25 protein-coding genes are annotated in these 21,456 nt (G+C 71.7%); 7 read left to right on the top strand and 18 right to left on the bottom strand.

All coding sequences use genetic code 11. The features are described from left to right. The first annotated feature begins 7 nt into the window (after positions 1-7). Positions 8-271: a LuxR C-terminal-related transcriptional regulator gene (locus QJ852_01190; protein WGX97062.1), complete on the top strand. Its 264-nt coding sequence runs from the start codon at positions 8-10 to the stop codon at positions 269-271. Positions 272-292: 21 nt separating this feature from the next. On the opposite strand, the gene QJ852_01185 is transcribed toward QJ852_01190, so the two are convergent. Beyond that, positions 293-799: a MarR family transcriptional regulator gene (locus QJ852_01185; protein WGX97061.1), complete on the bottom strand. Its 507-nt coding sequence runs from the start codon at positions 797-799 to the stop codon at positions 293-295. Between the two features lie 9 nt (positions 800-808). Then, positions 809-1,363 (bottom strand): hypothetical protein, encoded by a 555-nt coding sequence (locus QJ852_01180; protein WGX97060.1) that lies wholly within the window; start codon positions 1,361-1,363, stop codon positions 809-811. A gap of 83 nt (positions 1,364-1,446) precedes the next feature. Between QJ852_01180 and QJ852_01175 the strand changes: the two genes are divergently transcribed. Next, a complete protein-coding gene (locus QJ852_01175; GenBank protein WGX97059.1) occupies positions 1,447-2,685 on the top strand; it encodes an MFS transporter in 1,239 nt (412 codons plus the stop codon). Here the strand turns inward: QJ852_01175 and QJ852_01170 are convergent. Both QJ852_01170 and QJ852_01165 read right to left on the bottom strand, forming a co-directional pair. Further along, complete coding sequence (locus QJ852_01170) at positions 2,669-2,998, bottom strand: hypothetical protein (protein WGX97058.1); 330 nt, start codon at positions 2,996-2,998, stop codon at positions 2,669-2,671. The two genes, QJ852_01175 and QJ852_01170, sit on opposite strands and share 17 nt — an antisense overlap. A 23-nt stretch (positions 2,999-3,021) precedes the next feature. Beyond that, the gene (locus QJ852_01165) at positions 3,022-4,521 is read right to left on the bottom strand and encodes an FAD-dependent oxidoreductase (protein WGX97057.1); all 1,500 of its coding nucleotides are present in this window, start codon (positions 4,519-4,521) and stop codon (positions 3,022-3,024) included. A gap of 56 nt (positions 4,522-4,577) precedes the next feature. Between QJ852_01165 and QJ852_01160 the strand changes: the two genes are divergently transcribed. From QJ852_01160 to QJ852_01150, 3 genes are read left to right on the top strand one after another with little or no spacing between them, the layout of a single operon-like run. Beyond that, positions 4,578-5,252, top strand: coding sequence for a TetR/AcrR family transcriptional regulator (locus QJ852_01160; protein ID WGX97056.1), 675 nt, complete (start codon positions 4,578-4,580; stop codon positions 5,250-5,252). Beyond that, positions 5,249-5,905 carry a class II aldolase/adducin family protein gene (locus QJ852_01155; protein ID WGX97055.1) on the top strand — a complete coding sequence of 219 codons (657 nt, stop codon included), beginning with the start codon at positions 5,249-5,251 and terminating at the stop codon, positions 5,903-5,905. The genes QJ852_01160 and QJ852_01155 overlap by 4 nt, the downstream gene beginning before the upstream one ends. Before the next feature lie 3 nt (positions 5,906-5,908). Beyond that, on the top strand, positions 5,909-6,841 hold the full coding sequence (locus QJ852_01150; GenBank protein ID WGX97054.1) for a PfkB family carbohydrate kinase: 933 nt from the start codon (positions 5,909-5,911) through the stop codon (positions 6,839-6,841). Here QJ852_01150 and QJ852_01145 read toward each other — a convergent pair. Then, complete coding sequence (locus tag QJ852_01145) at positions 6,790-8,064, bottom strand: MFS transporter (protein WGX97053.1); 1,275 nt, start codon at positions 8,062-8,064, stop codon at positions 6,790-6,792. The genes QJ852_01150 and QJ852_01145 overlap by 52 nt on opposite strands. Before the next feature lies 1 nt (position 8,065). Beyond that, on the bottom strand, positions 8,066-8,650 hold the full coding sequence (locus QJ852_01140) for a helix-turn-helix domain-containing protein (protein WGX97052.1): 585 nt from the start codon (positions 8,648-8,650) through the stop codon (positions 8,066-8,068). A 103-nt stretch (positions 8,651-8,753) separates the two neighbouring features. On the opposite strand from QJ852_01140, the gene QJ852_01135 reads away from it, so the two are divergent. Then, positions 8,754-9,983 (top strand): helix-turn-helix domain-containing protein, encoded by a 1,230-nt coding sequence (locus tag QJ852_01135; GenBank protein ID WGX97051.1) that lies wholly within the window; start codon positions 8,754-8,756, stop codon positions 9,981-9,983. A gap of 155 nt (positions 9,984-10,138) precedes the next feature. On the opposite strand, the gene QJ852_01130 is transcribed toward QJ852_01135, so the two are convergent. Then, positions 10,139-10,333 (bottom strand): ferredoxin, encoded by a 195-nt coding sequence (locus tag QJ852_01130; protein WGX97050.1) that lies wholly within the window; start codon positions 10,331-10,333, stop codon positions 10,139-10,141. Next, positions 10,333-11,799 (bottom strand): fatty acid desaturase, encoded by a 1,467-nt coding sequence (locus tag QJ852_01125; GenBank protein ID WGX97049.1) that lies wholly within the window; start codon positions 11,797-11,799, stop codon positions 10,333-10,335. The genes QJ852_01130 and QJ852_01125 overlap by 1 nt, the downstream gene beginning before the upstream one ends. Positions 11,800-12,039: 240 nt before the next feature. Here QJ852_01125 and QJ852_01120 point away from each other — a divergent pair, with 240 nt between their 5' ends. Then, positions 12,040-12,972, top strand: coding sequence for a LysR family transcriptional regulator (locus tag QJ852_01120; protein ID WGX97048.1), 933 nt, complete (start codon positions 12,040-12,042; stop codon positions 12,970-12,972). A gap of 9 nt (positions 12,973-12,981) precedes the next feature. Here the strand turns inward: QJ852_01120 and QJ852_01115 are convergent, their stop codons facing one another. The 10 genes from QJ852_01115 to dctP are packed head-to-tail and all read right to left on the bottom strand — an operon-like array spanning position 12,982 to position 21,335. Next, positions 12,982-13,251: a hypothetical protein gene (locus QJ852_01115; protein ID WGX97047.1), complete on the bottom strand. Its 270-nt coding sequence runs from the start codon at positions 13,249-13,251 to the stop codon at positions 12,982-12,984. Then, a complete protein-coding gene (locus tag QJ852_01110) occupies positions 13,248-14,510 on the bottom strand; it encodes an FAD-dependent oxidoreductase (GenBank protein WGX97046.1) in 1,263 nt (420 codons plus the stop codon). The genes QJ852_01115 and QJ852_01110 overlap by 4 nt, the downstream gene beginning before the upstream one ends. Next, positions 14,507-14,839, bottom strand: coding sequence for a 2Fe-2S iron-sulfur cluster-binding protein (locus QJ852_01105; GenBank protein ID WGX97045.1), 333 nt, complete (start codon positions 14,837-14,839; stop codon positions 14,507-14,509). Before QJ852_01105 ends, QJ852_01110 begins: the two co-directional genes overlap by 4 nt. Then, complete coding sequence (locus tag QJ852_01100; GenBank protein ID WGX97044.1) at positions 14,836-15,387, bottom strand: aromatic-ring-hydroxylating dioxygenase subunit beta; 552 nt, start codon at positions 15,385-15,387, stop codon at positions 14,836-14,838. The genes QJ852_01105 and QJ852_01100 overlap by 4 nt, the downstream gene beginning before the upstream one ends. Continuing rightward, on the bottom strand, positions 15,380-16,666 hold the full coding sequence (locus QJ852_01095) for an aromatic ring-hydroxylating dioxygenase subunit alpha (protein ID WGX97043.1): 1,287 nt from the start codon (positions 16,664-16,666) through the stop codon (positions 15,380-15,382). Before QJ852_01095 ends, QJ852_01100 begins: the two co-directional genes overlap by 8 nt. Before the next feature lie 20 nt (positions 16,667-16,686). Beyond that, positions 16,687-17,190, bottom strand: a complete 504-nt coding sequence (locus QJ852_01090) for a nuclear transport factor 2 family protein (GenBank protein ID WGX97042.1) — start codon at positions 17,188-17,190, stop codon at positions 16,687-16,689. A 51-nt stretch (positions 17,191-17,241) separates the two neighbouring features. Continuing rightward, positions 17,242-18,135, bottom strand: a complete 894-nt coding sequence (locus QJ852_01085; GenBank protein ID WGX97041.1) for a carbon-nitrogen hydrolase family protein — start codon at positions 18,133-18,135, stop codon at positions 17,242-17,244. Position 18,136: 1 nt separating this feature from the next. After that, positions 18,137-19,609: a TRAP transporter large permease subunit gene (locus QJ852_01080; GenBank protein WGX97040.1), complete on the bottom strand. Its 1,473-nt coding sequence runs from the start codon at positions 19,607-19,609 to the stop codon at positions 18,137-18,139. Then, on the bottom strand, positions 19,606-20,142 hold the full coding sequence (locus QJ852_01075; GenBank protein ID WGX97039.1) for a TRAP transporter small permease: 537 nt from the start codon (positions 20,140-20,142) through the stop codon (positions 19,606-19,608). The genes QJ852_01080 and QJ852_01075 overlap by 4 nt, the downstream gene beginning before the upstream one ends. Then, positions 20,142-21,335, bottom strand: coding sequence for a TRAP transporter substrate-binding protein DctP (gene dctP / locus QJ852_01070; GenBank protein WGX97038.1), 1,194 nt, complete (start codon positions 21,333-21,335; stop codon positions 20,142-20,144). The genes QJ852_01075 and dctP overlap by 1 nt, the downstream gene beginning before the upstream one ends. Positions 21,336-21,456 lie beyond the last annotated feature (121 nt).

The following is a 21,456-nucleotide window of genomic DNA, read 5'->3' as shown; positions in this document are numbered from 1 at the left end:
ACCCGTCATGCACCCGCGAAGGACGTCCACCATCGAGCTCACCACCGTCGCCGCCGACCGGCTCGACCGGCTCAGCCACCGGCAGCGCCGGGTCCTCGAGCTCGTCGCACTGGGCCAGTCCGACAAGGCCATCGCGGCCCAGCTGCACCTGAGCCCGGAGAGCGTCGCCGCTCTGTGCGCCGACGTGTTCGGCACCCTCGGCCTCACCGCGTCGCTCCACCTCGATCGCCGGCTGCTCGCGATCCTGACCCTCGGGCAGGAGCAGCTGTAGCAACCCGCCCGGGCTCGGGGCTCAGGCCTCCCGCTCCTCGGCGCGCACGGTGACCTTCTTGAGCAGGCGGTTGAGGGTCGCCAGCTCGCGCTCGGTGAGCGCGTCGGCCAGGTCGTTCTCGGCCTCGCCGCGGATGTCCATGGCCCGGCGCCACGCGGCCATCCCGGACCGGGTCACCTCGACGATCACCCGGCGCCGGTCGTCGACCGACGGGATCCGGCGGATCCAGCCGGCCTTCTCCAGCCCGTCCAGCCGGCCGGTCATCCCCGCCCCGGACATGCCGAGCTCGGCGGCGAGCTCGGTCGGGGACGCGGAGCCGGGAGTATCGCGGATCATCAGCAGGTGCAGGGTGTTGTACTCGAAGTCGGTCAGGCCGACCGTCGCCACGGCGCGCTGCTTGGCGGCGCGCAGGTATCGGTCGATCCGGTTGACCCGGACGAACACGCCCTCCACGACCTCGTCGAACTCCAGGTCGAGCCAATGATCCTTCCACCGCGCGACGTGGCGGTCCGTCCAGTCCTCGGCCATGGCTGAACGCTACTGCGGGTGGACCGGGTCAGCTCCTCGAGAAGGTCGAGCGGCGCGCCCTCGGCTGCCCCAGCGTCCGGCGAGCCCGCTGCCGACGAGCAGCGCCCCGACGAGGGGGAACAGATAGGTCGGGACCGCGAACCAGTAGTGGCTCGACGGCAGGTCCCGGGTGACCTCGAAGAAGCTCCGCAGGTCGACCAGGAACCAGACGAACGGGAGGCCGCCCCACAGGAGCCCCGCGACGACCGGACCCAGCCCGGACACCCGGGCGGAGGCTGCCACCGCAGCCAGGACCAGCGCCCCCACGAACATGAGCACGAGCTCGCGGGTCGCCCCGGAGCCGTCGAGGGTGACCGCCCGCTTCTGCGCATACGTGCCGGCCCCGTAGTCGAACACCAGGACGCCGATGGGGGTGAGGACGAGCGCGACGACCACGCCGACGACGTGCCGCAGCACCATCGAGTCGCCCAGCGTCCGCGCCGGCGACACCGGCGGAGGGAACGGAGCGGGCGGGCCCTGGCCGGGCGGCGGAGGCGGGGCGAAGGGAGCACCGGAGGCGGTCATGGGTCCGATCCTGCCCCCGGTCGAGACGCGCCGAAACAAGTATTTCGTTGCCGAATACTTTGATAGCGAAGTAATCTCCTTCGGTGCCTCCGTCTCCGCTTCGCTCGCGCGACTTCCGCCTACTCGTGGGCGGTGTCGCGGTGAGCGGACTCGGCTCGGCGATGACGCCGGTGGCGCTGGCCTTCGCGGTCCTCGACCTCGGCGGCACGGCCACCCAGCTCGGCCTCGTCGTCGCCGCGTTCGCGGCGGCCGAGGTCGTCACCATCCTGTACGGCGGTGTGCTCGGCGATCGACTGCCCCGCCCGCTGCTCATGCAGGGCTCGTCGGCGGCGACCGCCGTCAGCCAGGCGGCGGTCGCGGTGGTGCTCGTCACCGGGCACGGCTCGATCTGGTTCCTCACCGCCATCGGCGTGGTCAACGGCTGTCTCGGCGCCATCGCGCAGCCCGCGTCCAACGCGATGACCCGCTCGACCGTCGCCGAGGACCAGCTCGCGCGCGCCGTCGTGCTGCGCAGCCTGGCCGGCCAGACCGCCTTCGCGGTCGGCTTCGCCCTGGCCGGCATCATCGTCGCCGTCGCCGGGCCGGGGTGGGCGATCGCGGCCGACGCGGCGACGTACGCCGTCGCGGCCGTGCTCTTCGCGATGATCCGGGCGACCGGGACGACGAACGGGTCGCGCGAGCGCCTCCTGGCCGAGCTCGCGGACGGGGCGCGCGAGGTGTTCCGGCACAGCTGGCTGTGGCTCCTGATCGGGCAGGCACTGCTCTACCACCTGTTCTACAACGGCGCCCAGGGCGTGCTGGGGCCGATCGTGGTCGGCGATGTCTGGGGCGAGGAGGCCTGGGGCTGGGCGCTGTCGGCGCTCATGGTGGGCTTCGTCGCGGGCGGCCTGGTCGCGCTGCGCTGGCGCCCGCGCCACCTGCTGCGCTGGGGCCTGGTGCTGCTGTCGCTGACCGCGGCGTTCCCGCTCGCGATGGCCGTGGCCGACGATCTCCGCCTGGTCCTGGCCGGAGCGTTCGTGCACGGCGTCGGCCTGCAGCTGTTCAGCGTCAACTGGGACCTGGCGATCCAGGAGAACATCGCCGAGGACATGCTCGCGCGGGTCTACTCCTTCGACCTGGTCGGCTCGTTCGCCTGCCGTCCGATCGGCCTCGCGCTCACCGGTCCGGTGGCCGCGCTGGTCGGCACCGACACCTGGCTGCTCGTCGTCGCCGCCGTGATCGGGCTCAGCTCGCTGGCCGCGCTCGCCGCCCCGTCGGCGCGCGGGCTGGCCCGGCGTACGCCGGTCCTGACGCCCGGCGAGGCGGTCACGACTCCACGGTGACGGCGACGACCTCGCCGGTCGGGCCGAGACGCACGGCCGGCCAGTAGCCGTCGAGGAAGTGCTCCCCGCAGCTGTCGTCGAGATGGAGGACCACCGAGCCGTCCGCGACCACCTCCACGGCACTGATCCGCAGGTCGCCGGCGGCCTCGGCGAGCTCGTCCGGCGGCGGCTCCTCCTCGCTGAACCGGCGGACCACGGCGTCGGTCGCGACCCGCGCGAGTCCCGGCAGCGCGCCGATCACCTCGGCACCCCGGGCCCGGAGGGCGTCGGCACGCTCCGGTGCGGACGGGTCGAGGATCAGCTCGGGGGTCACGCCGGCACGCTACCGGGGGCGCACTACAGCGCCGCCAGAACCTCCCGCGCGGACCGCTCGCCGGAGCGGACGGCGCCGTCCATGTAGCCGGTCCAGTACGTCGAGGTCTCGGTCCCCGCCCAGTGCACCCGCCCGTGCGGCGTACGGATGTGCCGGCCGTGGACCGACAGCACGCCCGGCGGGTAGATCGCGGTGGGGCCGCCGCCGGTCCACTGCTCGCGGGTCCAGTCGTGCTCGGTGTAGTCGATCGGGTGGCGGGCCTCCTCGCCGAACATCCTCGCGAAGCCCTCGAGGACCGCCGCCCGGCGCTCGGCGAGGGAGAGGTTGCCGTACTGCTGCCACGCGGAGCCGCCGACGAACGCGAGCAGGATGCCGTGGCCGGTGTCGGCGACGTGGTTGTCGAAGGCGACCCGGACCGCTCCCGCGTCGGCGATGCCGAAGCCGGTGAGGCCGCGGGCGCGCCAGAAGGGCCGCTCGTAGACCGCGTCGCACTTCATCAGCCGGCCCATCCGGACCTGCTCGAGCAGCGCCCGCCGGCCGGCCGGGAGAGCGGGGGCGAAGCCGATGTCGAGGACCTGCTTGGGCGGCGCGGCGACGATGACGCGGCGCGCCCTCACCGACCCACGGCCGGTGTCCACCCGGACGCCGTCCGGCTCGGCCACGATCCCGGTCACCGGGGCGTCGAGCGCGATCCGGGCGCCGAGCAGCCGCGCGAGCTCCAGGGGCACCCGCTGCGAGCCGCCGACGAACCGGCTCTCCTGGGCGCCGCCGACCGTGTCGGAGTTGCGCTCGAAGGTGCCGGGCGTGGACTCGTTGCCCGAGCAGGCGATGTAGTGGAGCACGAACAGCAGCGACACCTGATCGGGGTCGGCGCCGAAGCCGGGATGGGTCCAGGACCGGATGAGCTTCTCGATGCCCCGCCGGTTGAGGGTGTTGCGGCGCAGCCAGTCGCTGAGACTGAGGGCGTCCCATTGCGCGGCGCGCGGGTGCGCCCACGGTGCGTCGACCCGCAGCTCGCGGGCCATGTCGTCGAGACGCTTGAGGGCGAGCGCGGCGTCGAGCAGGATCGTCGGGTCCGGCGGGACCGTGCCCTTGAACTCCATCCGGCCCAGGAGGGAGGAGAGGTAGACGTTCTTGCCGGTGGCGTACTGCTCGAAGGTCGCGACGCCGAGCCGGCTCGCGAGCGCCGCGATCCGGTCCTGGGTCGGTCCGATGAAGGCGCCGCCGGCCTCGAGGGTGCCGCCGGTGGGGAGCTCGTGGTTGAGCACGCGTCCCCCGACCCGGTCGCGCGCCTCGACGACGAGCACGGAACGGCCGGCGCGGGTGACCTCGTCGGCGGCCACCAGACCGGCGATGCCGGCGCCGACGACCACGACGTCGACGACGGGCGGCAGGTCGCCGGCCAGCGTGCCGGCGGCGACCTCTGCCTCCCGTGCGTCGAGGGCGAGGACGCCGAACGCGGCGGCGCCACCGGCGAGGAGGCCGCGGCGGCCCAGGTCGATCGAGCGCCCGATGGTGTGCACGTCGCCTCCGAAGGTGAATATGTGTCAGGTTCGGGTTCGGAGGCTACACTCCGGCCATGTCCTCCGCCAGCGTCCCGGACGTCACCGGCCGGTCCAGCCGCCGCCGGCTCCCCGCCCAGGCCCGGTCGCGGGAACGGGTGGAGCGGATCCTCGACGCTGCGGCGCGCCTCGTCGTGTCCAACGGCGTCGACGGCCTGACGACACGCTCGATCGCCGAGGCCGCCGAGCTGCCCGTCGCCTCCCTCTACCAGTACTTCGCCGACAAGGAGGCCGTGCTCCTCGCCCTCTGCGAGCGCGACATGGCCGAGATGGACGACCGCGTCGCCACCGACCTCGCCCTCCTCGCCGACCCCGACAACCCCGCCGAGCTGACGATCGCGAGCATGGTCGAGACCGCGATGCGCGCCTTCGTCACCGTCTATCACCGCCGTCCCGCGTTCATGCAGATCTGGATGCGCGGCCGGGCCAACCCCGCGATCTACGACTACGGGCGCCACCACAACCGCCGGATCGCGGCCAACCTGCTCGCCTTCGGCCTCGGCGCCGGGCAGCTCGCCACCGACCGGTACGACGACGACGAGATGACCGCCATCGCCGAGCTCGCCGTCGAGGTGGGCGACAGTGCCTTCCAGCTGGCCTTCGAGCACGACCCGCGCGGCGACGAGTTCCTGATCAGCCAGGCGATCGCGCTGGTCTCCGGCTATCTCGAGCGCGTCACGAGCGGCCGGTGAGCGACGCCCCGGCCGCCGATCCGCGCGAGGAGGTGGCTGCGGCCGCGCGCCGCCTGGCCGCGGCCGGTCTGCTCGTCGGCACCGCCGGCAACGTCTCCGCCCGCTCCGGCGACCGGGTCGCGATCACCGCCACCGGGATCGCGCTCGGCTCCTGCACCGCCGACGACGTGACGGTCGTGACGCCGACGGGCCGGGTCGTCGCAGGCACGCTGGAGCCGACCAGCGAACTCTCCCTCCACCTCGGCGTCTACGCCGACTCCCCCGCCACGGCCGTGGTGCACACGCACGCCCCCTTCGCCACGGCCCTCGCGTGCGTGCTCGACAGCCTGCCGGTGCTCCACTACCAACAGCTCGCGCTCGGCGGCGAGATCCGGGTGGCGCCGTACGCGACCTTCGGGACGCCGGAGCTCGCCGCCCACGTGCGCACCGCGCTGGAGGGGCGCAGCGCCGCGCTGCTCGCCAACCACGGCTCGGTCACGCTCGGCGGCACCCTCGACGCCGCCGTCGAGAACGCGCTGCTGCTCGAATGGCTCTGCCAGCTCCACCACCGGGCCAGCGCCCTCGGCACGCCGCGCGCGCTCACCGAGGAGCAGCAGGCCGATGTCGTCCGGGCCGCGCTGGAGCGCGGCTACGGCACCCCGCGAAAGGCCTGACCAATGACCATGACCGTCGCCGCCGTCGGCGTGCACGTCCTCGACACCCACGTCCTCGGCATCGCGTCGATCCCGGCCGGCTCCGACGGGCAGCTGGTCGAGACGATCCGGATGTCGCCGGCCGGCACCGCGGGTGGCACCGCCGTCGTCCTGAGCCGGCTCGGTGCGACGGTCCGGTCCTACGGCGCGGTCGGCACCGACCCCGTCGGCGACACCCTCCTCGCCCTGCTGGCCCGCGAGGGCGTCGACGTCGCCGGCCTGATGCGCAAGGACGCCGCGCAGACGTCCGCCTCGGTACTGCCCGTGCGCGCCAACGGCGACCGCCCGGCCTGGCACTGCATCGGCGCCAACGGCGCGTTCACCCTCGACGACCTGCCGACCGGCGTCCTCGACGGCGTCACGCACCTGCACCTGGGCGGCCCGGAGTTCCTCGGCGGCGACGCGGCCGGCGAACTGCTCGCCCGCGCCCGGGCCGCCGGGATCACCACCTCCATGGACCTGCTGGCGCCGGGCGACCCCGACCTGCTGGCCTGGATCGCCGCCGCGCTCCCCCACACCGACCACCTGCTGCCCAACGACGAGCAGGTCCTCGGCCTCACGGGCGCCGCCACGCTCGCCGAGGGGGCCCGGGCGCTGGTCGCCGCCGGAGCCGGCTGCGTCGCGGTGACCCAGGGCGCGAAGGGGGCCCTGGTCGTGTCCGGGGGCAGCGTGACCGAGGTGCCGGCGTACCCGGTCGAGGTCGTGGACACCACCGGATGCGGCGACGCGTTCTCCGCCGGCTACCTGCGCGGGCTGGCGCTGGGTCGGACGCCGGTCGGCGCGGCAGCTCTCGGCTGCGCCACCGCGGCGCAGGTCGCCCGGGGTCTCGGCACCGACGCCGGGAGCTACGACCTCGCGGCGGTCGAGGCGGTCGCCGGACCGGCCGCGGCCGGCTGAGGCCGCTGATCGATCGTGCGCCACGCCGGCGACAGGACCGGCGCCATCGTGGTGAGCAGGTAGGCCGCACCGAAGAGCAGCAAGCCCGCCGACAGACCGGTCCCGGTGACGGCGAGGCCGGCGAGCAGGCCGCCCAACGGCATCAGCGACCAGGATGCCGCCAGCGACAGCGCACCGACCCGGCCCATCAGGTCCGCCGGGATCCGCTCGAACTGCACCGCACCGAGGACCGGGTTGATGAAACCGGCTCCGAAGCCGGCGACCACGTGGACGAGGGCGATCAGCCACAGCGGTGCGCCGACGGCCAGGATGATCCAGCGCGGGGCACCGGCGAGCAGATAGCCCACGACGTAGGTCCGGAACCGCGGCAGCCGCTCGGCGCGCCAGGTCGCCAGCACCGAGCCGAGCAGCGCCGCCCCGCCCATACAGGCGCCGAGCAGGCCGATCGCCGCCGGGCCGCCGCCCGCGCGCTCGGCCCAGACCGGCAGCATCACCGAGGAGTAGCCCTGGTCGAGCAGGTTGGTGACCGCGACCATCACCATCATCCCGAGCAGCACCGGGTCGTGCCGCAGGGCGAGCCAGCCGCCGCGGAGCTCGGCGAGGTACGACGACCGCTCGGCGGGCGCCGTCCGCTCCGACACCGGGCCGCCGACCCCGCGGGTGGACACCGCCAGGACCAGCGCACAGGCCAGGAACGACCCGGCGTCGACCAGCAGCGCGGTCGCCGGGCCGAGCAGGGCGACCAGGCCGCCGCCGACCGCGGCACCGACCAGCGCGGAGAGCCGGTCGGTCGTGCCGACCAGGCCGGTCACCCGCTCGGTCGGCAGGGCGACGTGACGCACCAGGGCCGGCACCATCGCGTGGCGGGCCGCCTCCGAGGGGCCGCGCAGCACGCCCGTGAGCGCCACGAGCGCCACCAGCACCGGGAAGTGCAGCCAGCCGGCGGCGTACGCGATCGGGATCGCGGCCACCGCGACACCGGAGGCGAGGTCGAGGCCGATCGCGACGCGGCGCGGTCCGGCGCGGTCGATCCAAGGGCCGCTGAGCGCCTGCGCCACCACGAGCGGCAGCAGTCCCGCGAAGGCGACCAGGCCGGTGCGGGTGGCCGAGCCGGTGGTGGTGAGGACCAGCCAGGGGACGGCGATCTGGGAGAGCCGGGTGCCGGCGAGCGAGACCGCGTCGGCGACGAGGTAGCCGGCGAGGGCGCCCGAGCCCGCCCGCACGTCACTCCCTCCGCTCGGGCGCGACGTGCCCGGGGACGGGGAACGACTGGATCTGGAAGGCGAAGGGGACGGCGTCCTCGCCCGGCTCGTCCTCACAGGACGCGATCAGCTCCTTGATCCGCGCGGTCAGCTCGGCGGCCTTCGACGCCGGGATGGTGTGCACCCAGTCGCTCACCGTCGACGCGGCTCGCCACTCGCGGGGCAGCAGCGGCCGCTCCTCCATCGCGGCCTGCAGGTTCTGGGCGTACATGACGGTCGACGCCTGCAGGAAGGCGTCCGCGACATCCCGCTCCTCCGGGGTCGCGGCCTGGGCCGCGCGGCTGTGCGTCTCCTGGTGCGCCGCCTTCCACCAGCGGTCGCGGGCGTTGCCGCGCCCGGCGTCCTCGACGACGAAACCGTGCTCGGCGAGCTGGCGCAGGTGGTACGACGTCGCGCCGCTGTTGAGCCCGAACCGGGTCGCCAGCGTGGTGGCCGTCGCCGGGCCCTCGATCCGCAGGTGGCTGAGGATCCGCAACCGGGTCGGGTGGGACAGGGCGCGCAGGCCGGCGAGGCTCGGGGTGACGACGGACGGGGACGTGTCGCTCATGCCTCCTACCGTAGATCTGCAAAGATGTCTTTGCAAACATGTCTTTGCAGAGTGCGCCTCGTCACCGAGCCGTGGCCGGCCGGCGTCGTCCTAGGGTGGGGCCGTGAGCAGCGAGTCCGTGCCGTCCGACCTCGCGCCGTGGCTGCTGGCGTACGTCGCCGAGCAGGCGCAGCCCGACCGGGTCGACGCCTGGGTCGACCGGGTCGCCGACGCGATCGTGCGGGAGATGCCGGAGGTCAACGCGGTCGAGGGCCTGCCCGCGACGCTGCGGCGGACCGTCCGGGAGCACTGGGTGGCCTTCCTCGGCGACTTCGCGCAGCCCGAGCAGCACTTCCACCTGCCCGAGGCGGCCCGGCTGCTCTCGGTCGACATCGCCGACCGGCAACTGCCGCTGGAGTCGCTGATCCGGTTCTACCGGATCGCCCAGCAGGAGGTGTGGGCCTACGTCAGCGAGGTGATCAAGGCGCTCCCGCCCGCGGACTTCGACCGGGCGGACCTGCTCATGTACTTCTGGAACCGGGCCGGGGTCTGGCTCGACCAGTCGATCACCGAGTCGATCGCCGCCTACGAGGCGGCCCGCTCGCGGGTGCTGGCCGGTGCCGCGGCGCAGCGGTTCGAGTCGGTCCGCTCGATCCTCGCCGGCGACCTGGTGGACCCCCGCGAGGCGTCGGCGGCGCTCGGCGGCTACCCGATCTCGGTGCACCACACCGCGGTCGTGCTGTCCGTCGGGGACGCCGAGCAGGCCGGTTCGCTCGAGTCGCTCGCCGCCGAGCTGGCCCGGCGGATCGGCGCCGCCACCCCCCTCCTCGTCAAGCCCGGCGGACGCCAGCTGTGGATGTGGCTCGGCACCCGCGACCAGCCCGAGCTCTCCGGTCTCGCCGCGGCCGCCGCGGACCTGCGCCACGGGAGCGTCGTCGTCGGCGTCGGCTCCGCGACCCCCCATATCGCCGGATTCGTGGCCTCCCACCGCGAGGCACAGGGCACCCTGCGCGTCACCTCCCCCGACACCGACGACTGGCTCGCCGTCTACTCCGACGTCGAGCTCCCCGTGCTGCTCGGCTGCTCGCCCGAGGTCGACCGGTTCATGACCCGCCGGCTCGGGCCGCTCGCCGGCGACGAGGAGGGCGTCCAGCGGATCCGGGAGACGCTGACGGCGTACCTCGACAGCGGCGGCAGCGCCGAGGAGGCCGCCCGCGCGCTGGTGGTGCACCGCAACACCGTCCGGTACCGCCTCGGCCAGGCCGAGGAGATGCTCGGCCAGCCGATCACCCGGATCAGTCCCCAGCTCGCCGTCGCGCTGCGCCACCACCACCTGTTCCACCGCGCCCGCTGAGCACGTCGACCCGGCGCATCTGAACGCCCTGAGCACGTCGACCCGGCGCATCTGAACGCCCTGAGCACGTCGACCCGGCGCATCTGAACGCCCTGAGCACGTCGACCCGGCGCGTTTGAACGCGCCGGGTCGATCGGGCGAGGGCAAGGTGGGACTCAGCCCTCGAGGCTCAGGGCGAGCACGGGGCAGGCCTGGACGGCGGCGTACACGTGGGCGCGGTCGGCGTCGGGCGGGCTGTCGAGGAGGACGGTCACCAGTTCCTCGTCCTCGTCCACCTCGAAGTAGTCGTTGGCCATGGACTCGCACATCCCGAGGCCCTCGCACCTCTTCAGGTCCGCGACGATGCGCATCACGCACCGACCTGGCTGATGTGGTGGCGGCGCGGCTCGACGGCCGTGAAGTCGACCTTCTCGCGCACCCCGCAGTCGGGGCAGCACCAGTCGTCGGGGATGTCCCGCCACGCCGTACCGGCGGCGAATCCCTCGAGCTCGTTGCCCTCCGCGACCTCGTAGGTGTACCGGCAGCCGGGGCACCGGGCGGCGAGCACCTCGCCCTCGAACTCGCGCGCGCTCTCGTCCTCGCGCAGGTCGGCGGCTTCGGCGGCGAGGAGCTCGGCAGGGACCGGGTACTTCCGCAGCAGCCTCTCGCGCTTGGCCGGGTGCAGGTTGGCCAGGCGCAGGTCGCCGTCGTAGTGGGCGATCACGCGCTTGTCCATCAGCGCGCGGAAGGCCGGCGGGAACAGGGCGACCACGATCATGCCGGTGTAGCCGGTCGGCAGCACCGGCGCATCCTTGAAATCGCGCAGCGTCTGGTAGCGCCGGGTCGGGTTGGCGTGATGGTCGCTGTGGCGCTGCAGGTGGTAGAGCAGCACGTTGGTGGCGATGTTGTTGGAGTTCCACGAGTGCGCAGGCGTGACCCGCTCGTAGCGCATCTTGCCCGGCGTTCCGACCTTCTGGCGCACCATGCCGTAGTGCTCCATGTAGTTGACGACCTCGAGGAGGGAGAAGCCGACGACCGCCTGCAGGACGAGGTACGGCAGCAGGCTCAGCGGGTTGACGTCGTACGCCAGTCCCAACCAGAGCATCAGCCCGCCCCACAGAGCGGCGGTCATCAGCCAGGCGTTGAGCACGTCGTTGCCGAGATGGAAGGGGTGCGTGCCCTTGCGCTGGTAGCGCTTGGCCTCGAGCTCCCACGAGCTCTTCAGCGAGCCCGCGACGGTGCGCGGCCAGAACCGGTAGACACTCTCGCCCATCCGCGCGCTGGCCGGGTCCTCCGGCGTCGCGACCCGGACGTGGTGTCCGCGGTTGTGCTCGATGTAGAAGTGGCCGTAGCAGGTCTGCGCCAGCGCGATCTTCGAGGCCCAGCGCTCGATCGACTCGCGCTTGTGGCCCAGCTCGTGGGCGGTGTTGATCGCGACGCCGCCGACGACGCCGACCGAGATCGCGAGCCCGACCTTCGCCAGGACGGACATGTCCGTGGTGGCGAGGTACCAGATCGACGCCACGAAGCCGCCGTACTGGACCGGGAGGTAGAGGTAGGTCACCCAGCGGTAGAACCTGTCGTTCTCGAGCGCCTCGATCACGTCGTCCGGCGGGTTGGTGTCGTCGTACCCGGCGATCAGGTCGATGAGCGGGATCAGCCCGAAGAACACGACCGGCGTCAGCCAGAAGAAGAGCGCACTGTCGGTCGCCTCGAACAGCGCGATCCCCACGATCGGCGTCAGTGGTACGACGAGCCCGAGGATCCACAGATAGCGCTTCTTGTCGCGCCAGGGAACGGACGTGCCGTCTGCTCCACGGGTTGCGTACGTGGCCATCGGATGCCTCCTCGAACGTGGCGACGGCAACGGTGTCGTCGTCGCCGGGTAGGTCTCCACGGTGGCAGCGCGCGCGGTGCGCACGCTCGGGCGCGACGCACAACGTGGGTCGGGGCGGTTGGCCGGCTGCACAACGCGCGTCGTGCGGCTCGCTGCTGCGGGTGCTGCCCCCGACAAGGCTAGGATCGGGGCGATCATGATGAAGTCAAGGTTCGACACCCGCGGTCGGGCGATGACGGGATGACTCCGAACTTCTCGCTGCGCCAGCTTGAGTTCTTTGTCGAGGCGGCGACGTTGGGCAGCTTCAGCGCTGCGGCGCGCAAGTGCCACACATCGCAGACCGCGGTGTCGCTCGCCGTGACCGACCTCGAGCGTCACCTCAAGGTCCAGCTGCTCACGCGGCGCAAGGCCAAGGGCGTCGTCCTCACCGATGCGGGCGCACGTCTGGTCGCCCAGGCACGGGAGCTGCTCGAGGCCGCCGAGCACCTGCAGGAGAGTGCCCTGGCCGATCGGACCCAGGTGAACGGTCGGGTGACCTTCGGATGTCTGCCGACCGTGTCGCCCTATGTGGTGCCACATCTCATCGACACGACGAGGGCCGAGTATCCGAATCTCGAGCTGACTCTGCTCGAAGCACCGACCGACGGGCTCATCGCCGCGCTCACCGACGGAACCTGCGACGTCGCGATGTTCTACTCGACCCCGGACATCAACGGCCTGGAGCTGACCAGTCTCGGCGCCTTCAAGCCCTACGTCCTGCTCGCGGCCGACCACCGGCTTGCGCGGCGCCCCGACATCCGACTGGCCGAGCTGGCCGATGAGGAGCTCATCACGCCGATGAACTCGACGCAGTTCTACGACAGCGAGGACGTCGTGCGAGCAGCGGGCGTCGAGGTGAGGATCGGGGTCCGCAGCGGCAACCTCGACATCGTCCGGGCGCTGGTCGCCCGCAACCTCGGATTCGCGATCCTGGTCCAGCCCTGGAAGGCCCGGGAGAGCCATGAGGGCCGCCCGCTCGTCGCGCTCCCCATCTCCGACGACATCCCCACCGCCCGGCTCGTGCTCGCCACTCTCTCCGGCATCCGTCCCACCCTCCGGACCGAGGTGGTCAAGGCGACCTGCGCACGGCTCTATGACGACGGCGAGCCGGGCGGTGACACGCCCCGAGGATGAACCGCAGGGTCAGCCCACTGCCGAATCAGCCCAGGCGGCCTCGGCGGTCCAGTACACGGCGCCGCCGGCCCCGACGCCACGCACCCACGGGGTCGTGCGACGCAGCAGCGGCTCCGTGCGACGGATGGCGTCATCCGCCGACTCGGGTCCGTTGTCATCCGGCTCCCAGTACACCCAGTTGACCTCCCGCCCCTGAGCGTCGTGGACGAAGAGGTCGACGTGGCGCCAGCCGTAGCCGTGGGTGTCCTCGTAACACACCACGGTCGTGCGGTAGCTCATCGTGCTCCACCGCCGCTCAGCATCCGGTCGTCACCGTGCACCGCATCGCGCAGTCGCCGGTCGGGATCAGCCGCGAGCACGGGGTCGAGCCGCGCCGCGGCACCGACGAGCCGACGCGCGGCCAGGGCGTCGCCTGCACGATTCAGGAACTCACCGCCGACGAGCACCCCGCCACGGAGATGGAGCACGCCGAAAGCCCCGCTTGCCGGATCGCCCCGGAGCAGGCACTGATCCGCCGGCTGGAGCCCGCCCACCATCTGCAGCTTCACCTGGCCCTGGTCGGACCAGAACCACGGGGCCGGTCGCGCCGATCTCGGCCGGCCGACGATCACCGCAGCCGCCCCGATCGCCTGGTCGGTCGCATTGGCGACGGACTCGATGCGGCGCGGCCGCGCCCGGCTCCCTGCCGGGCGCTGGGCCGAGCAGTCACCGAAGGCGACGATCCGGGGGTGTGCGGTCGCGCCGTGCTCGTCGGTCACCACGCCGCCGTCGAACTCCAGGTCGCACTGTGCGGCCAGGGAGCCGTCGACCTCCAGGCCGATACCGACGACCAGCTCGTCGACAACCACGGATCGGTCCGGCATCCTGATCACCGTCCCGCCGCCGGGCGCGGTCTGCACGTGTCGGACATCCGCCCCGAGCACCAACTCGATGCCCTGTCCACCGTGGATCGCCGCGACGGACGCCGCCACATCGACGGACACGGCACGCGACATGACGCTCTCGCCCTGCTCGACGACTGTCACCTCGTGGCCGAGGGATCGAGCGACCGCGGCCACCTCGAGCCCGATGAAGCCTCCGCCGACGACTCCCACACGACGCGCTGCGCCGCGCAGCCGGTCCCCGAGACGTTGCGCGTCAGCGAGCGTACGTACCACGTGCTGCTCCGGGCCGGAGGCGTCGAGATCGAGTCGCCGAGCGAAGCCGCCGTGCGCCAGGGCGAGCACGGAGTGCCGGTAGCGCCGGCCGGAGGAGCCCACGGCGACGCCGGATCCCGGACCCCGCGGCGGCGGCATCGCCGCGACCACGCGGTCGTGCACCACCTCGACGCCGAGGCCGGCGAAGAACGTCTCGTCGCGCACGATCAGGTCGGCGGGCCCCACCTCACCACGCAGAACGCCCTTGGACAGCGGGGGGCGCTGGTACGGCAGTCCGGGCTCGTCACTCACGATCGTGATCGCCTCACCGTACCCGAGCCTGCGCAGCTCGGCGACGAAGTGGACCGCCGCCTCGCCGCCACCGGCGATCAGGACGCTCACGCCGCGCCCTCCGCCACCACCACGGCGATCTGTGCCGTGTCCGCGACGACCTCCACCTGGCACCCCAACCGACTGTTCGGCCGGCGCGGCTCCCATGCCTCGTCGAGCATCTCGTCCTCCGTGGCGTCGGGCTCGGCCACCGAGGCCAGGTAGTCCTCGTCGACGTACATGTGGCAGGTGGCGCAGGCGGCCGAGCCACCGCACTCGGCGCGCACGCCGGGCACCCCGGCACGTACGGCGAGGGTCATCAGGTTCTGGCCGGGCACGGCGTCGACCACGGTGATGCCTGCCCTGTGCTCGAAGGTGACCACGGTGACCGGCGCGGTCACAGCAGGAATCCGCAGTTGCGCACCGTGGTCTCCGAGTCGAGCAGCCAGACCACCTTCTCCCGGATCCGCAGGCCGTCATCGGTCTGCCGAAGGGTGTGCCTCATCTCGGCCGCCCAGACCTGCTGCACGTCGTGCTTGAGCGCGACGACGACCTCCGTGGAGTCGATGACGACGTCGTCCGCCCCGCAGTCGACGAGAGTGAAGCGGCTGACCGTGCGCGCGATCGGGCCTGTGGTGTTGGCCGCGTGGGCGAACCCGCCCGACATCCGTTCGATCCGGCGACGGCGCATCGTCGTGTCGTCGTTCACCAGGTTGAGGTGGTCGTCGAAGTCCGCGACGACCCGACCGATGGGCAGCACGTACCGGCCGCCGTCGGGGACCCAGAGCTCGTCCCAGGCGTGGTACTGCTTGCGGTCCAGGAAGGTCGCCTCGAGGTTGATGAGCTGCACCGAGCGGCGCACCAGGAGGTCCAGCTCCGGGGTCAGCCCGAGGTCGCCGGGGGCCGGGGCGGCCACCCCGACCGGCCGGGAGAGGGTGTTCTCAGTCACGGGTCATCAGCTCCTTCCAGCGCGCGTAGGCGGCGCGCATGCCGGTCTCGTCCGTGATATGCGACGTCGGTCCCCACTCCGTGGCACGCTCGCGGTTGAGACCGCGGTGCAGCATCACCGGCAGCACCTTGTCGCCGGATGCTCCTCGCTGGACGCGCTCCCACACCTCTGCGTCGTCCGGCGTACCGAAGCCGAACGGTCCTTGGAAGTGCTCGTGGATCCGCAGCCGCTCACGGTTGGCCGGCGCCGGCGCGTCGCGATAGCCGAGCACCATGTGGGCGTTGTACGTCGAGTCGACGGCGAGGGGGTTCAGCAACCTGATGAAGCCCATCGACAACGCGAGGTTCGGGAAGATGTTGAGGTTGAAGCCGGCGCCGTGCAACGAGCGTGCCAGGCGGCGGAGCCGGGCCGGCTCCAGGTCGCCGGCCATCTCCGCGATCGCGTCGGCGAAGCGCGCCTGCAAGACCTCGGTCCCGTCGTCCTCACCGAGGTCGACGTGCTCCGGCACCATGATGCCCACGGAGTGACCGCGCCCGAGGGCATGGGTCACGCACGCGGGATCCTTCATGAACGAGAGCATGTCCGCCGTCTCGTCGTCGACCGACGACATCCAGGACCGGTGGACCAGGGGGAAGTGATAGCCGTCCGTGACGTTCTCCAGCTGGATCTTCCAGTTGGCGCGGTAGCTGAACTGGTGCTCCCCCTGGACCACCAGCTCGTAGCCAGCGGCCTGCTCGTTGAACAGATCGATCCAGGTGGTGGCCGCGCCGAGGAATTCCGTCAGCGGCTCAGCGTTCTCATCGAAGGTCGCGAAGACGAGACCGCCGTAGGTCTCCACCCGGAGGCGGGTCAGGCCGAACGCGCTCTTGTCGATCTGCTCGTCGTAGCCGTCCGGGTACGGGATGCCGCGCAGGCGGCCGTCCAAGGCGTAGGACCAGCTGTGATAGGGGCACGTGAAGCCGTTGGCCATCTCGCCGCGCGCCGGCTCGCACACGGTCGCCGCGCGGTGCCGGCACCGGTTGAGCAGCACGTTGATCCGGTGGTCGCGGTCTCGGTTGACGATCACTGGGCGCTCGCCGATCTGGAAGCGCTTGAAGTCGCCGGGCTTCGTCACCTCGCTCTCGTGGCCGACACAGATCCACGCCCGGTAGAAGATGCGTTCCAGCTCGGTTCGGTAGATCTGCTCGTCGGTGTAGACACGGGCGCTGATCCGGTCCGCCGCGATCAGCTGATCGACGTCGTCCGCGATCAGGCCCTCGGGCGAGGCGGTGGCTGACATCAGTGGTTTCCTCTCGAATCTCATGACTGGCGGTGGAGGGCGTCCCCCACCTCGGGTCCCGTCGGCCGCGCACGCCGAACCGGCTCGTACCGGTGGATCAGCGCTCGGTCCCCCTGCATCTCGAACCGGGTGCAGAGATCGGAGACCACCGTCTCCGCGGTGCCGTCGACGAGCACGGACGCGCGGACCATGAGCCACCGGACCTCGACCTGCGTGCGCCCCGCGCGGGTCTCCACCGCTTCGAAGGCCCCGCCGTCCAGCAGGTGGCGGTTGCTTCGGAACGAGCCGGACGGCGGCAGATGCGTCGCCAGCATCGCCGCTATCCGGCCCGCCCCGACGGTGGTGCCGAACTTCGCCTCGTTGTCCGCACCACCGCCGACCCACTGGGCGTCCGGAGTGAACAACGAGGCGATCGATTCCGGCGAGAAATCAACCCGAGAAGGAACGTCGCACAGATCCATATAGCGCCACAAGGCGGTGCGGCATATCTCTCTGATAGCGCCGCCGTTGCTGATTTCTTTCACACCCACAGCCTTTCCTCTCGGCCAGGGGCGGTCAATCGAGGATTGTTTACATCAATCCCATGCGGATCTTGCATTGGCGCCGGTCCGGCGCACGGCGCCGGGCCGGTAGAGCTCCGGGCGCCGGTGCTCGAGCACGAGGCGCGTCCGACGGGTTGCCTCGACGTCCGCCAGGTCGAGCTCCGCCACCACGATCTCGACCCCCGGACCCGCGACGGCGACCGGGCACCCGCGCGGGGAGAGCACGCCGGTCTGACCGCACAGGTCGAGCGACCCGGCCCGGCCGACCTGGTTGGCGTGTACGACCGGGGCCTGCGCGCTCAGGGCCGTTGCTGCCAACAGCAGGGTGAGATCCTCGTCGGCGCGCGCGGCGCCGCCGGTCGGCCAGGAGTTGGGCACCACCAGCAGCTCCGCCCCTGCCGCGGCCAGCTCCCGGGAGATCTCCGGGAACCTCAGTTCGTAGCAGACGACGAGCCCGAAGGTGCCGAAGTCGGCATCGACCACGAGCAGGTGGTCGCCCGCCTGCACGTGACGGCTCTCCGCCTCATTGCCGGGTGCATCGAACAGGTGGGTCTTGTGATAGCGGCCCACGCAGGCGCCGGAGCGGTCCAGGACGACGGTCTCGTTGCGGACGCGGCCGTCCGCCTCCCGACGGAGCAGGCCCGCCACCAGATGGGCGCCGATCCGCCGCGCCTCCGCGGCCAGCCAGCGATCGACCTCACTGTCCGCCGGCACCGCGACCTCCTCGATCGGCCGCTCGCCCAATGCCCGGAACATGAACATCTCGGGAAGTACGACGAGGTCGAGTCCATCGTCGGCTCCGAGGGAGACCAGCTGTCGTCGTACCCCCTCGACGTTGCGCTCGACGTCGAGACCGCCCTCGGTCTGTACGGCGGCGACCCGGACCGGTCGGCGCCGCGGGGGCTCGGGGGATGGCCGGGAGGACATGTCAGCCACCCTTCGCCAGCCACCCGGTCACATCCGGGAAGCCGATGAGCAGCAGGGCCATCACGACGCCGAGCCCGGCGAAGGCCCCGGCCGCGGCCATCGCGTGCCGCATGGTCACCGTGACGCCCTGGTTGACCTCGGGCTCCTGGGCCAGCCGATGCACGAGATAGAGCAGGATCCCTACCGGAGGAGTGACGTGGCCGAGCTCGGCCATCAGCACGGTGAACACGCCGAACCAGACCAGATCCACCTCGAGGTGCACCAGCATCGGCATCAGGATCGGGACGGAGAGCAGGATCATCGACATCGGCTCCAGGAACATACCCAGCACCAGGTAGATGACCAGGGTGATGAGCAGGAACTGCAGCTTCGAGATGCCCGCGTCCTGGAGCATGTCTCCCATCCAGGAGGTCATGCCGTTGACGGCCAGCGATCGGGACAGGATCGCCGACCCGATCACGAGGAGGAAGATCGCCCCCACGGTGCTCACCGTGTCGCTGCTGGCCCGCATCACCGCGGCGACCGCGCCCCGGCGCACCGTGACCAGGAGGTAGACCAGGGCCAGGCCGGCGCCGACCGCTCCCGCCTCCGTCGCCGTGAAGTAGCCGTTGTTGAGTCCGCCGAGGACCACGACGACCAGAAGCACGAGAGGCCACACCGCCACCAGCGAACGCAGGCGCTCTCCCCAGCTGCACGACTGCCGTCCGAAGGACTCGCCACGACGTCGTTCGGCCACTGCCGCCCAGATGACGAAGGCGACGGCATTGACGCCCAGGAGGAGCAGCCCGGGCACGATGCCCGCGAGGAGCTGGTCACTCACCACGGTGCCGGCGACTCCGGAGTAGATCACCAACAGCAGGCTCGGCGGCAACAGCTGGCTCGACGTACCCACGGTCATCACCGAGGCGAGCGCCAGCGGCACCGGGTATCGCGCCGTGAGCATCGACGGGATGCCGACCCGGCCCAGCGCATAGACCATGCCCAGCGTCGAACCCGACGCCGCACTCAGCCCACCGCCCGCCAGGTTGGTGGTGACAGCCAGACCACCGGGGAGGAACCCCAGCCAGTTGCCCGCGGCGCGGTAGGCCTTGTCGGTGATGCCCGAGCGCCACAGCAGCATGCCCATCAGCACGAACATCGGGATCACGGTGAGCGACCAGCTGGCCGAGGTGTCGTGCGGCATCGAGCGCAGCATCGACGCGATGCCCGGAGCGCCTTGCTGGTTGAAGACACCCAGCAGGCCGGCGATCGCCATCGCGACACCGATGTGGACCCGCGACAGGAGCAGCGCCATGAGGAGGACCACGGTCATCGTGCCCGCGGCCAGCCGGTCGAGCGTGATGGTCAGCAGGAGCAGCGTCGACCCGACGGCGATGATCGCCGCCGCACCGACCACCACCTGGCCGACGCGCCCCTCGCGGGGCGGGTCCTCGACCGTCCGGGGCGGGGCCGCGACCTGGCTCTGCGTGGTCATCGGGTGCCCTCCTGGGTCGGCGTCGAGACGTCGTCATCCGTGAGCTGCATCGGCCCGTCTCGCCGGGAGAGCACCGGCAGCACGGCCAGCACGATGCAGGTGATCCCCATCAGGGGCACGCCGAACCTGGACAGCCACACGGCGTGTCCGGAATCGATCCCGCGCTCACCCTGCGCTCGCGCCTCGACCGCCGCCTCCCAGCCGTACCAGGTGATCAACGCCATCAGCGCCACCAGCATGACGAAGCGCAGCACGGACACGAGCACAGCTGCCCGCGACCCGGCCGGGACCCGCAGAGCGTCCACCGACAGGTGCTCGCCCCGGGCCAACGCCACGGCGATGCCGGCGAACACCAGCGGAGCCATCAACCAGCGTCCCGAGATCTCGGCGACTCCCGAGAGCGGCGCACCCGCGGCGCGCATGATGACGCTCACGATGACATAGCCCATGAGCGACAACAGCAGCAGCGCGGCGCATGCCTGGAGGACGACGCTCCCCCGCCGGTTGCCCGCCTCGTCCGCCGCGAGGTCCATCAGGGCATCCGATCGGCGAGCACCCGGTCGTACACCAGCTCCGCGTAGGCACCGGTGTCGACCTCTGTGGTCGCGGACCCGACCCACTGTGCCCACGCGGCGTCGCTGCCCAGCCCCAGCTCGTCGGCCAGGAGTGCCTTCCACTCCTGGTGGGCCGCGACATACCTGTCGAGCGCCGCACCTCCGTCCGCCACTGTCCCGGGAGCCTCGTCCGGCAGCGCCGCCAGGGTCTTCTCGACATGCTCGTCGATGGCCGCCGCCAGGTCCGCCTCCGGTGCGTGCAGCCGGACGCCGTGCTCGTCGGCGTTCTCATAGAAGTTCTTCTCGATCCGCATCGCACTGTCCATCTCGGCCTTCAGGTACGCCGGGAGGTGCTCCCACATGATCGTCTGCAGGTCATCCGGGAGCCGGTCCCACAGATCCTGGGAGAAGAACAGGCCCCAGGTCATGAACGGCGGGAAGTCGACGGTCGTGAGGTGATGGGCGACCTCCCAGAAGCTGTTGTCCGCGATCGCGCCCGGGTTGTTGAGGACGCAGTCCACCAGGCCGCGCTGGAGCGCCTCGAAGGTCTCGGCGGCGGGCACCGTCGTGCTCTTCATGCCCAGTGCGGCCACGGCCTCCGCCTCGAAGGTGCCCGAGGTCTTGACCGTCCTGCCTCGCGCATCATCGAGCGAGGTGACCTGATCCCGGCACAGCAGCTGGTAGGGGGCGCTGGGCGTCGCGCCGGGCAGTGCCGGAACGATGCCGTTGTCCTCCCAGTCGCCCTTCCGGGCACCGTCCTCGGTCCACCACCACTCGATGTTGGCCGCCGACTTCTCGAAGACCGAGCCTGGGGCACCATGGCTCCCCACGACAGCCGCCTGGGAGATCCAGTTGCTCGCGGGGTAGAGCTCCGGCTTGTACGACGCCAGGATCTGACCCACGTCGACGGTGCCGTCCTTGAGGGCACCGCCGATCTCGGCCGGCGGCACCAGCGCGCCGCCGTAGAACATCTCGTAGTCGATCCGGCCGTCGCTGGCCTCCTTGACCGCGTCGAGATAGGCGATCAACGAGACGCTGTTGAAATGCTCCGGTCCCGCCGCCGGCGTCGCCACCCGCAATGTGACGGTGTCGCCGGAACCACTTCCCTCCTGTCCCGCGCAGGCCGCCAACGGCAGAGCAAGGATCGCCAGAACGGCGGTGATGCGACGCATTATTTCCCTCTCGAAGGACGAGTTCTCCAGTTCAGCGAATTGTTGACGCAACGTCGCACACGGGGAAAGCGCAGCTTGCATGGGCCCCACCCAAGAATCACTTGGAATGGGACGGAGCGAT

This window comes from Nocardioides sp. L-11A (genome assembly GCA_029961745.1).
Taxonomy (GTDB): Bacteria; Actinomycetota; Actinomycetes; order Propionibacteriales; family Nocardioidaceae; genus Nocardioides.
The sequence above is the reverse complement of the archived record's forward strand: the minus strand, read 5'-3'. Positions and strand labels throughout refer to the sequence as shown.

Excerpts from the sequence above, each read along its gene's own strand:
- QJ852_01160 (WGX97056.1), top strand. The coding sequence starts at position 4,578 with ATGTCCTCCGCCAGCGTCCCGGACGTCACCGGCCGGTCCAGCCGCCGC.
- QJ852_01185 (WGX97061.1), bottom strand. The coding sequence starts at position 799 with ATGGCCGAGGACTGGACGGACCGCCACGTCGCGCGGTGGAAGGATCAT.
- QJ852_01130 (WGX97050.1), bottom strand. The coding sequence starts at position 10,333 with ATGCGCATCGTCGCGGACCTGAAGAGGTGCGAGGGCCTCGGGATGTGC.
- QJ852_01120 (WGX97048.1), top strand. The coding sequence starts at position 12,040 with ATGACTCCGAACTTCTCGCTGCGCCAGCTTGAGTTCTTTGTCGAGGCG.
- QJ852_01150 (WGX97054.1), top strand. The coding sequence starts at position 5,909 with ATGACCATGACCGTCGCCGCCGTCGGCGTGCACGTCCTCGACACCCAC.
- QJ852_01115 (WGX97047.1), bottom strand. The coding sequence starts at position 13,251 with ATGAGCTACCGCACGACCGTGGTGTGTTACGAGGACACCCACGGCTAC.
- QJ852_01140 (WGX97052.1), bottom strand. The coding sequence starts at position 8,650 with ATGAGCGACACGTCCCCGTCCGTCGTCACCCCGAGCCTCGCCGGCCTG.
- QJ852_01180 (WGX97060.1), bottom strand. The coding sequence starts at position 1,363 with ATGACCGCCTCCGGTGCTCCCTTCGCCCCGCCTCCGCCGCCCGGCCAG.
- QJ852_01190 (WGX97062.1), top strand. The coding sequence starts at position 8 with ATGCACCCGCGAAGGACGTCCACCATCGAGCTCACCACCGTCGCCGCC.
- QJ852_01080 (WGX97040.1), bottom strand. The coding sequence starts at position 19,609 with ATGACCACGCAGAGCCAGGTCGCGGCCCCGCCCCGGACGGTCGAGGAC.
- QJ852_01085 (WGX97041.1), bottom strand. The coding sequence starts at position 18,135 with ATGTCCTCCCGGCCATCCCCCGAGCCCCCGCGGCGCCGACCGGTCCGG.
- QJ852_01125 (WGX97049.1), bottom strand. The coding sequence starts at position 11,799 with ATGGCCACGTACGCAACCCGTGGAGCAGACGGCACGTCCGTTCCCTGG.
- QJ852_01075 (WGX97039.1), bottom strand. The coding sequence starts at position 20,142 with ATGGACCTCGCGGCGGACGAGGCGGGCAACCGGCGGGGGAGCGTCGTC.
- dctP (WGX97038.1), bottom strand. The coding sequence starts at position 21,335 with ATGCGTCGCATCACCGCCGTTCTGGCGATCCTTGCTCTGCCGTTGGCG.
- QJ852_01095 (WGX97043.1), bottom strand. The coding sequence starts at position 16,666 with ATGTCAGCCACCGCCTCGCCCGAGGGCCTGATCGCGGACGACGTCGAT.